This window comes from Microvirga sp. ACRRW, assembly GCF_022346925.1.
Lineage (GTDB): Bacteria > Pseudomonadota > Alphaproteobacteria > Rhizobiales > Beijerinckiaceae > Microvirga.
Map to the genome: position 1 here is coordinate 1 of NZ_JAKRNJ010000010.1, position 12,839 is coordinate 12,839.

Annotated in this window: 9 protein-coding genes; 2 read left to right on the top strand and 7 right to left on the bottom strand. The window is 62.9% G+C overall.

Annotated elements, in window-relative coordinates:
• Window positions 1-152 precede the first annotated feature (152 nt).
• The 7 genes from MHY87_RS17315 to MHY87_RS17345 form a co-directional block, all read right to left on the bottom strand.
• Complete coding sequence (locus MHY87_RS17315) at window positions 153-992, bottom strand: ABC transporter permease (protein WP_239353825.1); 840 nt, start codon at window positions 990-992, stop codon at window positions 153-155.
• Window positions 989-1,936, bottom strand: a complete 948-nt coding sequence (locus tag MHY87_RS17320) for an ABC transporter permease (protein WP_239353826.1) — start codon at window positions 1,934-1,936, stop codon at window positions 989-991. The genes MHY87_RS17315 and MHY87_RS17320 overlap by 4 nt, the downstream gene beginning before the upstream one ends.
• A 109-nt stretch (window positions 1,937-2,045) precedes the next feature.
• Window positions 2,046-3,527 (bottom strand): ABC transporter substrate-binding protein, encoded by a 1,482-nt coding sequence (locus MHY87_RS17325; RefSeq protein ID WP_239353827.1) that lies wholly within the window; start codon window positions 3,525-3,527, stop codon window positions 2,046-2,048.
• 107 nt (window positions 3,528-3,634) lie between these two features.
• The gene (locus tag MHY87_RS17330; protein ID WP_239353828.1) at window positions 3,635-4,381 is read right to left on the bottom strand and encodes an SDR family oxidoreductase; all 747 of its coding nucleotides are present in this window, start codon (window positions 4,379-4,381) and stop codon (window positions 3,635-3,637) included.
• Between the two features lie 33 nt (window positions 4,382-4,414).
• Window positions 4,415-5,887, bottom strand: coding sequence for an aldehyde dehydrogenase family protein (locus tag MHY87_RS17335; protein ID WP_239353829.1), 1,473 nt, complete (start codon window positions 5,885-5,887; stop codon window positions 4,415-4,417).
• Window positions 5,884-7,512, bottom strand: a complete 1,629-nt coding sequence (locus MHY87_RS17340) for an ABC transporter ATP-binding protein (RefSeq protein WP_239353830.1) — start codon at window positions 7,510-7,512, stop codon at window positions 5,884-5,886. Before MHY87_RS17340 ends, MHY87_RS17335 begins: the two co-directional genes overlap by 4 nt.
• A 120-nt stretch (window positions 7,513-7,632) precedes the next feature.
• Window positions 7,633-9,690 carry a sensor histidine kinase gene (locus MHY87_RS17345; RefSeq protein ID WP_239353831.1) on the bottom strand — a complete coding sequence of 686 codons (2,058 nt, stop codon included), beginning with the start codon at window positions 9,688-9,690 and terminating at the stop codon, window positions 7,633-7,635.
• A gap of 112 nt (window positions 9,691-9,802) precedes the next feature.
• Between MHY87_RS17345 and MHY87_RS17350 the strand changes: the two genes are divergently transcribed.
• Both MHY87_RS17350 and MHY87_RS17355 read left to right on the top strand, forming a co-directional pair.
• The gene (locus MHY87_RS17350) at window positions 9,803-11,614 is read left to right on the top strand and encodes an ABC-F family ATP-binding cassette domain-containing protein (protein WP_239353832.1); all 1,812 of its coding nucleotides are present in this window, start codon (window positions 9,803-9,805) and stop codon (window positions 11,612-11,614) included.
• A 96-nt stretch (window positions 11,615-11,710) separates the two neighbouring features.
• On the top strand, window positions 11,711-12,826 hold the full coding sequence (locus MHY87_RS17355; protein WP_239353833.1) for an NADH:flavin oxidoreductase/NADH oxidase: 1,116 nt from the start codon (window positions 11,711-11,713) through the stop codon (window positions 12,824-12,826).
• Window positions 12,827-12,839: the final 13 nt, after the last annotated feature.

The window sequence follows — 12,839 nt, forward strand, 5'->3', positions numbered from 1 at the left end:
GGCTCGGCAGCAACCGTGCGCGAGGGGCTGGAGGGTTTCATCGAGCAGACGGGAGCCGATGAACTGATCGTGGCTTCTGCCATCTACGATCACGCTGCGCGCGTGCGGTCTTATGAAATTCTGGCGGATGTACAGAGAGCGATGAAGTCTGCTTAAGCCGCTGCGCTGCGGCCTTTCAGCGTGGGGTCGAGCGCGTCACGCAGGCCGTCACCCAGAAGGTTCAAGCCCAGCACCGAGAGTGCGATCGCGACGCCCGGCGCGATGGCGAGGTGAGGGGCTTGGGAGAGATAGGTCTGCGCATCGCTGAGCATGCGGCCCCAGCTCGGATTGGGCGGCCGCACGCCGAGGCCCAGATAACTCAACCCCGCTTCGGTGAGGATCGCGAGCGCAAGCTGGATCGTCACCTGCACGATGAGTGCGCCCGCGATGTTGGGGATCACGTCTTCCCAAGTGATCCGCAGCGGATGCTTGCCGATGGCGCGGGCGGCGGCGATGTAGTCGAGGGTCCAAACCTGAAGCGCCACGCCGCGCGTGACGCGCGCAAAGACAGGCACATTGAACACCGCAATCGCGAGGATGGCCGCGAGCGGGCCGGATCCCACGAGCGCGCCGATCATGATGGCAGAGAGAACGGCCGGAAAGGCGAACACCACGTCGGACACGCGCATGGCGATCTCGTCCGCGATGCCTTTCCAGGCAGCCGCGGCGCAGCCGATGGCGGTGCCGATGGCCGCACCCAGCAGCACCGCAGGCCATGCGATGGCAAGCGAATTCCAGGCACCCACCATCAGAAGCGAGAGGACGTCGCGGCCGAAATGATCGGTGCCGAGAAGGCCCGCTTCCAGCGGCCCTTTCAGGCGCATGGCGACGCGCACGCGGGTCGGCACTTCCGGCGTCCAGACAAGCGAGAGGAGGGCGGTGGCGATCAGCAGACTCGTGAGAATGCCGCCGAGGATGAGAGCCGTATTCCAGCGGATCGAGGAGCGCTTCATGCCCGGCTCCTCAGGCGCGGATCGAGGATCGTGTAGCCGATATCGACCAAAAAGTTCACGACGATCACGAGGCCGGAGAAGATCAGCACGATGTCCTTGATCACCACGAGGTCGCGCTGGTTGAGTGCCTGATAGGCGAGCCGCCCGAGGCCCGGCAGGTTGAACACGTTTTCAACGAGGATCGCGCCGCCGAAGAAGAAGGAGAGCTGAAGTCCCAGGATCGTGGTGACGGGGATGAGCGCATTCGGCACCACATGGCGGCGTAAGGTGGAACGACGGTCCACGCCCTTGGCGCGCGCGGTGCGCACAAAATCCGCGCCGATCACTTCGAGCGTCGCCGAGCGCGTTACACGCGTGAGCACGGCGGCCTGGGGCAGGGCGAGTGCGACGGCGGGCAGAAGCAGCGCTTGAAGAGCGGGGCCAATACCATTCCCCCAGCCCGGGAATCCACCGGCGGGAAACCACCCCAGCCATGTGGAGAACACAAGGATGAAGAGAAGGCCGATCCAGAAATTCGGCACCGCCACGCCCATCTGGCTGAACACCAGCACCGCGCGATCCACCGGCCCGTCGCGGCGCGCGGCAGCCGCGACACCGAGGGGCAGGGCGAGCGCGGTGGAAATCAGAATGGCGAGAAGGCTTAAAGGGAGCGTCACGTTCATACGCTCGGCCACCAGTGTCGAGACCGGCATCTTGTAGGTGATGGAGGTGCCGAGATCGCCGTGCAGGATCCCGCCGATCCAATCGAGGTAGCGGATGAGCGCCGGCTGATCGAGCCCCATCTCCTGCCGCAGGGCGGCAAGCGTATCTTCCCGCGCAGCGGTGCCCAGCATGATTGCCGCCGGATCGCCCGGCAGCACTTCCAGGATCAGGAAGATCGCCAGCGAGACGAAGAGCAGAGTGATGGCAAGCGAAGCCAGCCGGGAGATGATGAGGCGCAACACGGGCGAAGAAAGCCTATCCGTTGGATGCAAACCGAGCCATCAGCAAACAGCATTCCCATGCCCGGCGTAAAGCCGGGTGAAACATGAGAATGCTGTTTTCCAGTTTGGCTTATTCAGTCCACGACACTTCCGTCACGTCGTTGATCGGGATCGGCGAGTTTTCCCACATGCCTTGGACCTTCGCATTCCATACGCCGAGCTTCGGCAGCTGGAAGAGGAAGAGGGCAGGCACATCCTCGGCGAGGATCTTCTGCGCCTCCGCGTATTTGGCGAAGCGTGCCTTCTCGTCCGTGGTCTTGGCGGCGTCTGCGATCAGCGCCTTGAACTTGTCGTTCTTGTAATTGAAGTAGTAGGTGTCGCGGGCGAAGATGTCGATGTCGAGCGGCTCCGTGTGGGAGACGATCGTCATATCGTAATCCTTGTTCTTGAAGACTTCCTCGATCCACTTGGCCGGGAATTCGGTGGGGATGATCTTCAGCTCCACGCCCACTTCCGCGAGCATAGCCGAGATCAGCTCCGCCGAGCGGCTCGCATAGGCCATCTGCGGCGTCTTGATGGTAATCGAGAGACCATTGCCGTAGCCCGCTTCCGCAAGCAGCGCCTTGGCCTTCGCCGGATCATAGGGAATGACGCCAGTCATATCCACATAGGCCGGGTTGTTGGGCGAGAAGAAGCTGCCGATGGGCGTGCCGAAGCCGGAATACGCACCCTCGATGAGCGCCTTGCGGTCGATGGCATGCATCAGCGCGCGGCGCACGCGCACATCGTCGAACGGCTTCTTGGCGCTGTTGAGCCCCGCAACCGTCTCGCCTTCCGTATTGCCGGCTACGGCCTTGAAGCGAGAATCCTTCTGGAACTCGGCGAAGAGTTCGGGTGCCGCGAGGTTCGGGAAGGCATCCACATCCCCTGCACGAACGGCAGCGACCTGCGCCTGCGAGTCGCTGATGAAACGGAAGGTGACGCTGTCGAGCTTCACCTTGCCCTTCTGCCAATAATCGGGGTTCTTGACGAGTTCGACCTTGTCGCCGCGCGTCCAGGACTTGAACTTGAAGGGGCCCGTGCCGACCGGATTGGCTGCGTTGCCCGCAGCCGTCTCGGACGCGACGATCACCGCATCGCCCCAGCCGAGATAGGTGAGGAAATTGCCGGAGGTTTCCTTCAGCTTGATCACCACGGTGGCGGGATCGGGCGTCTCGATGGAATCGATGGGCGCGAAGATCTGCTTCTGCGCGTTGGTCGATTTCGGATCGCGGGCGCGGTCGAAGGCGAACTTCACGTCGGCGGAATCGAAGGCGCTGCCGTCATGGAATTTCACGCCTTCCTGCAGGCGGAAGGTATAGGTGAGGCCATCGGGAGAGATCTCCCAGCTTTTCGCCAGAAGCGGCTGCACCTTGCCGTTCCGGTCGATGCGCACGAGGCCCTCGTAGAGATTGGCGAGGGTCACCTCGCGGATCGCGACGGGCGCGGCAATGGTCGGATCGAGGCCCGGGGGCTCGATGGGCATGCCGACGACAAGCGAGGTCTTGGCGGCAAAGGCCGGCAGGGCGCTGACGGAGAGGAGCAGGGCGGCGGCCAGAAAACGCTTCGACATGGGGCGGATCTCCATCCGGTATTGAGCGAGGGTCGCGATGACCCTCAGCTTACGCAGTGTGAGGCCGGATGGAAGATGTTCCTCGGCCTTTTTTCCCGACTATTTGATCAGATGCAGCGCCCGCCATCGACCTCCAGCACCACGCCGGTGATCATGCTGGCCTCATCGGAGGCCAAGTAAAGCGCGGCATTGGCGATGTCCTGCGGGGTGGAAAAGCGGCCCAGTGGGATCGAGTTCATGAAGAGCTGGCGCCTCTCGGGTGTGTCCTCGCCCATGAAGGTGGAGAGCAGGGGCGTCTCGCCCGCCACCGGGGCGAGGGCGCAGACACGGATCTTCTGAGGCGCAAGCTCCACGGCCATGGACTTGGTCATGGTATGCACCGCGCCCTTGGTGCTGTTGTACCAGGTGAGGCCCGGACGCGGACGCAGGCCTGCCGTCGAGCCGACATTGATGATGACGCCGCCCTGGCCCTGCATCAGCGGCACGGCGGCCTTGGCGAAGAGATAGATCGACTTCACGTTGACGGCGAAGACGCGGTCGAACTCGTCCTCTTCCACTTCCAGCATGGGCCGGTTGCGATGCGTGATGCCTGCATTGTTAACCACGATGTCGAGCTTGCCGAAGGCAGCGACCGTTTTCTCCACGGCGGCGTTGACGTCGGCTGCCTTCGATACGTCGGCCGCAAGGCCGATGGCCGATGAACCGATCTTCTCCGCAGCAGCCTTGGCCGCGGCTTCGTTAATGTCGACGACGGCAACCTTCGCGCCTTCGCGGGCGAATGTTTCCGCGATCCCCAATCCGAAACCGGACCCCGCGCCCGTCACCAGCGCCACCTTGCCTTCGAGGCGTTTCATGTCTCTTCCCCTGATTTCAAAACTGATGTCGGCTTATCCGTGCGCGATGACGAGGGTCTTCGTCGTCGTGAACTCGATCAGACCCTCGAAGCCTTTCTCGCGGCCATGGCCCGAACGGCCGAAGCCGCCGAAAGGCAGCTCGATGCCGCCGCCCGCGCCGTAACAATTGACGAAGACCTGGCCGACGCGCATGGCGCGGGCCACGCGCGTGGACCGCATCGCATCGCGGGACCATACGCCTGCGGCGAGGCCGTAAGGCGTGCCGTTGGCGAGGCGGATCGCCTCGGCTTCATCCTCGAACGGCGTGGCGACCAGAACCGGACCGAAGACTTCTTCCTGAGAGAGAATGCTCTGGTGAGGCACGGGCGCGAAGAAAACCGGCGGCACATAGAAGCCTTCGGCTGGCGCATCGATGGCCACGACGCCTTCGCCCAGGATGTGCAGGCCCTCATTACGGGCGCGATCCAGATAGCCGCGCACGCGGCGCTGCTGGGCCTGATTGATCATGGGGCCGAGATCGGGCTCGCGCTCGGGATGGCCTGCACGCAGCGACCGAAAGCGCTCGGCAACGGCGTTCACCACATCGTCGAAGATGCCGCGCTGGATTAGAAGACGGCTGCCTGCCGAGCAGGTCTGGCCGCCGTTCTGGATGATGGCGTTGACGAGCGTTGGGAGTGCGCGTTCGAGATCCGCATCGTCGAAGACGACCTGGGCCGATTTTCCGCCGAGTTCGAGGGTCACGCCCACATGGTTCTTCGCGGCAGCCGTCTGCACGGCGGTGCCGGTTTCGGGACTTCCGGTGAAGGACAGGAAATCGATGCCGGGATGAGCGGCGAGCGCCGCGCCTGCCGTGCGCCCGAGGCCTGTCACGACATTGAGCGCGCCATCCGGGAAGCCCACTTCGCTCGCCAATTGCGATACGCGCAGGATCGTGAGCGACGCATCTTCCGCAGGCTTCACCACCGTGGCGTTGCCCGCAGCCAAGGCCGCGCCCACGGAGCGTCCGAAGATCTGCATCGGGTAGTTCCAGGGCACGATATGCCCCGTCACGCCATGCGGCACGCGCTCGACGCCGATGAAATGTGTATTGAGATAGGGAATGACATCGCCATGCAGCTTGTCGGCGGCGCTGCCGTAGAACTCGAAATAGCGGGCGAGCGCGATGGCATCGGCCCTGGATTGACGCAGGGGCTTGCCGTTGTCGCGGCTCTCCAGCGCAGCCAGTTCATCCGCATGCGCTTCGACAATCGTTGCGAGCTTCATGAGCAGGCGTCCGCGCTCGGTCGCCGTCAGCTTGCCCCAAGAGCCCTCAAACGCGGCGCGCGCGGCCTTGACGGCGGCATCGACATCCTGCGTCGTGCCTGCGGCGATCTTGGCGAAGAGCGCGCCGTCCACGGGCGAGACGACGTCCAGCAGCATTCCGTCGGAAGCAGGTACTTCCTTGCCGCCGATGAGATTCTTGAAAACCATGTTCGGTGCGATATGCGGGCTGATCTGATCGTTCACCGGTCTTGAACTCCCTCAAACATTCTGGCTTTTCCCGGCACGGCGGCCAGGAGCTGGCGCGTATAAGCATCGCGCGGATCGGCAAAGAGTTGCGCTGTTTCCGCCATTTCGACAATTCGACCTTTTTGCATGACAGCCACGCGGTCGCAGATCTGTGCAGCGACGCGCAAATCGTGGGTGATGAAAAGAATGGAAAGGCCAAGCTCCTTCTGAAGCGCGCGGATCAGCTTGAGAATTTCGGCCTGAACGGAGACGTCGAGAGCGGACACCGCTTCGTCCGCCACCAGCACGTCGGGCTTCATGGCAAGCGCGCGGGCGATACCGATGCGCTGGCGCTGGCCGCCGGAGAATTCATGCGGATAGCGTTCGGCAGCCTGAGCGGGAAGGCCGACTTTTTCGAGCAGCACATGCGCTTCCTTGAGCGCCTGTGCCGGATCTACGCCTTGCGTGATCGGACCCTCGGCAATGATGTATCCTACCTTGCGTCGCGGATTGAGAGAAGCGAAGGGGTCCTGAAACACCATCTGGATCTTGCGTCGGTACGGGCGCAGTTCCGCCTGAGACAGAGAGCTGAACGCTAAGTCGCCGATTTCGATCTTGCCTCCATCGGGTTCGATCAGCCGCAGCACGCAGCGCCCGACCGTGGATTTGCCGGAGCCCGACTCGCCCACTAGCCCGAGAGTCTCGCCGCGACGGATGTCGAAGCTCACCGCATCCGCTGCCTGGACCTCGCGACTTTTGCGGAAAAAACCGCGTCCACCGTAAGCTTTGGTGAGCGCATCAACCCTCAGGGTGATCGGTTCATCGCGCAGCGTCTTCGCAGGCGGCGGAGTGAGCGAGGGGACCGAAGCCAGCAGGCGCTTGGTGTAGGGATGCTGCGGGTTCTTGAGAACCTCATCCGCCGTTCCCTGTTCCACCAGCTCGCCGTTCTGAAGCACGGCGACGCGGTCGGCGATCTCGGCCACCACGCCGAAATCATGGGTGATGAAAAGAACCGCCGTGCCCTTCTTGCGGCGCAGGTTATCGATGAGTTTGAGCACCTGCGCCTGCGTCGTCACGTCGAGCGCCGTCGTCGGCTCGTCGGCGATGAGGAGCTTGGGTTCCAATGCAAGCGCCATGGCAATCATCACGCGCTGGCGCTGACCGCCGGAGAGTTCGTGCGGATAGGCCCGCGCGATAAGCTCGGGGTTCGGCAGATTTACTTCCGCAAGCAATTCGATCGCGCGCTTGTAACGGTCGGCCTGACTCAGCAGACGGTGAGCCTGGAAGGCCTCCGCGATCTGGTCGGCCACGCGCATGACCGGGTTGAGCGAGGTCATGGGCTCCTGGAACACCATGCCGATGTCCCGCCCACGCACGTCGCACCAGCCTTCCTCGTCGAGCGACAGAAGGTCGAAGCCCCCGAGCCTGATCGCGCCTGAAAGCACCGTCACCGCCGGAGGCAGCAGGCCAATGGTCGCCATGGCGGTCAGGGACTTGCCGGAACCCGATTCACCCACGACGCAGAGGGTCTCGCCCGGTCGGATCGTGAGGGACAGATCCTTGATCGCATGCTGCCGGTCCGACAGGGCAGGCAGGCCGATGGTCAGATTCTCGATCGACAGCACGGGGGAGGGGCCGCTCACTCACAATCTCCTGGTGCCGAACTTGGGATAGCCCAGCGTAAGGGAGGAGCATCCTCGCCCCATGGGCCTTTCGTCAATCCACCCAAGGCTCATCGTGCTTAAAAAAACCGGCTCGTCGCGTCACGCCGAGGGCAACGGCACCGAGATATCGTAGGACACGCCCGATTTGTCGAAGTTGAGCACCATGTATCCATCGAGCTCGCCCTCGATGCTGCGGCGGATCAGGCGGGAGCCGAAACCCTGGCGCTTGGGAGGCTGCACGGGCGGCCCGCCGGACTCGGTCCAATGAACGCGCAATTGCGAGGGGCGGTCTGCCGCATGAATGACGGACCAGGACAGGTCGAGCCGGCCTGTCGGGACCGAGAGGGCCCCGTATTTCGCGGCGTTCGTCACCAGCTCGTGCAGAACGAGGCCGAAATTGATGGCGTAGCGCGACGGCAGGTTCACCCTGGGCCCGTTGATTGTTACTCTGTCGTCGGCTTCGCGCCTGTAAGGAGCAAGTTCCTGCGTCGCGATGTCGAGCAGATCCGCCTCGCGCCAGGATTTCAGGGTCAGCAGATTGTGGGTCATGGAAAGGGCCAGCAGCCGGCCCTCGAAAGCTTCCTTGAACTGTGCCGAGCTGGCGCTGGAGCGCAACGTCTGCGCGGCGATGGACTGAACCGTGGCTAGCGTGTTCTTCACCCGATGATTCAATTCATCCAGGAAGAAGCGCTGCTGCTCCTCGGCCTGACGGCGCTCTGTGATGTCCTGAATGATGCCGACGAAAAAGGCGGGCTTCTTCCGGGCGTCGAAGGACACCTTGCCCTTCGTGCTGATCCAGCAGATTTTTCCGTCGGGTCGCCGCACCCGATACTCGTCTTCGTAATTGCCGTTGTTCTCGCCCTGAGCGGCAGCGCGCAGCCGCTCGATCGCGCGGTGCGCATCTTCCGGATGGAGGAGGGAGCGCCATTCCTGTATGTTCGTCGCGGCTTGCACGGCAGGCATGCCGAGGATCTCGGCGGCCTGACTCGACCACCCTCCCAGGCCCTTGCGGTGATCATACCACCAGGTGCCCATATGGCCGGCCTCCAAGGCAAGCCGCGCCCGTTCCTCGCTTGCCCTCAGAGCTTGCTGCCGCTCGGCGACATCGTCCATCAGGTCGTTGAAGGCTTTGGACAGAAGCCCGAATTCTCCTGAGTTCTTCGGCAGGTTGATGCGGGCCTGATAATCTCCGCGCCGCCAATCCCCGACGGCATTGGTCATGATCTCGAAGGGCTTTGTGATAAAGGCGCGGCTCGCCAGCCACGACAGCGACAGGGCGAGGACGAGAGCGGCGGCGATCAGTATGAAGCCGCGCTTGGCCGCCTCGTTGATAGTGGCGAACGCCACCTTCGTCGAGAGGCCCGCGCTCACATAGATGTTTTCCGCAGGAGGGTAGTTCACAGGGATGTAGCCATAGATTCGGTTTGTGCCGTCCTGGCTGTTCGCCTTGAAGCTGCCGGGCTTATCGGCGGTCAGCATCTGCATGAATGAGGTAGGAATCGTTGTTCCGATAAATCGTTCCGGGAATGGCTCCCGTGAGAGGATGACCCCGTTCCTGTCGGCAAGGGTAAGGGAGCCACCGGCCGGAATGACGCGCTCCTTCAATTCCTTGTCGAGCCATTTGAGATCCAAAGCTGCCGCGATGACACCGATGATCAGTCCATCGCTGCTCCAGATCGGAAGCGACAGCGGGATGACTGAATATGCTCCAAGCCCTCCCTCCGTGAATTCCTGCGTGTATGTGCCGATGGAGAAGCCCTTTTTGGCGATGGTCTCCTGAAAATAGAGACGGTCCTTAAAGCGCAGATCCGAGTTGATGAATCCTCTGTCGTTGCAGCGGACATCGCCATCCAGATCGAGGACCACGAACGAAACGATGTGCAGTACCTTCTGCTGAACGGAGCGCAGATAGGCGTTGCAGACCGCTGTCTCGAAAGACCGGATTGACGGTGCTTCGTCCATGGCCAGAAGAAGGCTATTGATGCCCTCGAAGATGTGGTCGACTTCGGAGGCTGCCAATTCCGCCTGGCGAATGACGATGTCGTTGATTTCCGCTTCACGGGCGCGCCTGAGCGAGACTTCCGTGAAGGCCCATATGACGAGCGCAGGCAAAACGGAGATCAACGCCAAAAGGAGCAAACGTCTCGTCAGAGTCATGCAGATGCCCAGCTTCAGAAGAGCAGGGGACCATAAAGATCGATGAGCGTCCACCCCGGAACAACCGCAGGATGCCCTTGCATCCCTGGCCAAGAGGTGTCAGGTGGCAGGCATGGCTCCTCCTCCTCTGCTTCTCCTCCAGGAAATTGCTCTCACTTTCGGCGGCACGCCCTTGATCGAGAGCGCGGAACTCTCCGTTTCTCCCGGCGAGCGGGCTTGCCTCGTAGGCCGCAACGGCTCAGGCAAATCGACCCTGCTCAAGATTGCCGCAGGCATGATCGAGGCCGATAAAGGCAAGCGTTTCGTGCAGCCCGGCGCTACCGTGCGCTATCTGGCCCAGGAGCCGGACCTCTCCGCTTTCCCGAACACGCTGGCTTATGTGGAATCGGGTCTCGGGCCGGGCGACGATCCCTATCGGGCCCGCTACCTGCTGGAGCAGCTCGGCCTGACCGGCGAGGAGAAGCCTTCCGACCTCTCCGGCGGCGAGGCCCGTCGTGCCGCGCTCGCCCATGTGCTGGCGCCCCAGCCTGATATCCTGCTGCTGGACGAGCCCACCAACCATCTCGACCTGCCTGCCATCGAGTGGCTGGAAAGCGAGCTGAAGAGCCTGCGCTCGGCCCTCGTTCTCATCAGCCACGACCGACGCTTCCTGGAGAGCCTGTCTCAGGCGACCGTCTGGTTGGACCGGGGCAAAACCCGCCGCATGGACCAGGGTTTCGCTCATTTCGAGGAATGGCGCGATCAGGTGCTGGAGCAGGAGGAAGCGGAGCACCACAAGCTCGGTCGCAAGCTCGTGGCCGAGGCCGACTGGCTGCGCTACGGCGTGACCGCAAGACGTAAGCGCAACGTGCGCCGCCTCGGCAACCTCCACGCCATGCGCCAGCAATACCGCGACCGCACGCGCGCCGTCGGCACGGTCAGCATGACCCTTGCCGAGGCCGAGCAGTCGGGAACACAGGTAGTGGAGGCCGAGGGCATCTCCAAGGCCTATGGCGAGCGCCCCATCGTCGCGAACCTGTCTTTGCGGCTTCTGCGCGGGGATCGGCTCGGCATCATCGGCCCGAACGGCGCGGGCAAGACTACGCTCATCAATCTGCTCACGGGCAATCTCCAGCCGGATTCCGGCCGGGTGCGCTTGGGCTCGAACCTGCAGATGGTCACCCTGGACCAGCGCCGGGCGAGCCTCGATCCCAACGCCACCGTGGCGGAGACGCTCACCGGCGGGCGCGGCGACAGCGTCACCATCGGCGGTCAGACGAAGCACGTGATCGGCTACATGAAGGACTTCCTGTTCTCGCCGGAACAGGCCCGCACGCCCGTGGGCGTGCTCTCGGGCGGCGAGCGCAACCGGCTCATGTTGGCGCGCGCGCTGGCGCAGCCCTCGAACCTTCTCGTTCTCGACGAGCCGACCAACGATCTCGATCTCGAAACCCTCGACCTGCTGCAGGAGATGATTACCGATTATTCCGGCACGGTCCTGCTGGTGAGCCACGACCGCGACTTCCTCGACCGCACGGTCAGTTCCGTTCTCGTGTCGGAAGGCGAGGGACGCTGGATCGAGTACGCGGGCGGCTATTCCGACATGGTGGCTCAGCGCGGTCAGGGCGTGCAGGCCCGCGTTGTCGAGAAGGAAGACAAGCCCAGGAACAACGGCAAGCCTGTGGCCGCGCCTTCTCAGACCAACAAGCGCAAGCTCAGCTTCAACGAGCAGCACGATCTCAAGACCCTACCCAAGCGCATGGAAGAGCTGGAAGCCAAGATCGCCAAGGTGCAGGAAATCCTCGCCGATCCCGAACTCTATTCCCGCGACCCCGCCCGCTTCCAGAAGGCGATGGATGCTCTGACGCAGTTGCAGGGAGAGCTTCATGCCGCGGAAGAGCGCTGGCTGGAGCTGGAAATGCTGAAGGAAGAGCTTGAGGGTTGAGCCGGGTGCAGGTCTCTCAGACCTTTTGGGCCTGTTGCGCGTTTTAGCCGGGACGGCTCAAAGTGCCGGGATAGATCGTTCCCAAAGAGACAATCGATGGCACCTGCAAAACTGTTCACGCCCTTCAAGGTCGGAAAGCTCAATCTCGCCAATCGCATCGTAATCGCGCCTATGTGCCAGTACTCGGCCGAGGACGGGTGCATGACCGACTGGCACACGATCCATCTGGGGCAGTTGGCTCTCTCTGGTGCGGCGCTCCTGACGATCGAGGCCACGGCCGTCGTGCCGGAAGGGCGTATCTCCTATGGCGATGTGGGGCTTTATTCGGACGAGACTGAAGCTGCCATGGGGCGCGTTCTCGACAGCGTCCGCCGCTGGTCCGACATGCCGATTGCAATTCAGCTGGCTCATGCGGGGCGCAAGGCCTCCACGGATCTTCCGTGGAATGGTGGAAAGCAGATCTCTCCCAACCATGACAACGGATGGCAAACGGAAGCTCCCTCGGCAGTCCCATATTCGACGAGCGACGTCGCTCCGACAGCGCTCGATAAGGATGGGTTGGCGCGCCTGCGCAAGGCATTCGCGGATTCGGCAAAGCGCGCGGCGCGCCTCGGAATTGGGGCCGTGCAGGTTCATGCGGCGCATGGCTATCTGCTGCACGAATTCCTTTCTCCCTTGTCCAACCAGCGCACCGATGAATATGGCGGCTCGTTGAAGAACCGAATGCGGTTTCCGCTGGAAGTCTTCGACGCTATTCGCGCGGCCTTCCCGGCTGAGCGGCCTGTAACAGTGCGTGTCTCGGGAACCGATTGGGCCGATGGCGGCTGGACCATCGAGGAGACCGTCGCCTTTTCGCAGGCACTCGAGGCGCGTGGCTGCGATGCTATGCACGTGTCAAGCGGTGGGCTGACCTCGGCGCAGCAGATTCCGGTCGGCCCCAATTATCAGGTTCCGCTTGCCCGCGCGGTCAAACATGCCACCAAGATGCCGGTCATCGCGGTGGGCTTGATCACCGACTTCGTGCAGGCCGAGGCAATCCTCGCCACAGGTGAGGCCGATCTCATCGCGCTGGCCCGGGCCATTCTCTACAACCCGCGCTGGCCTTGGCATGCAGCCGCGCATTTCGGAGCTTCGGTCAAAGCGCCCAATCAATACCTGCGCTCGCAGCCGCATCAATATCCGCGTCTCTTCGACATGCGCGCGGATGATTGAGGGTTCACGAAGG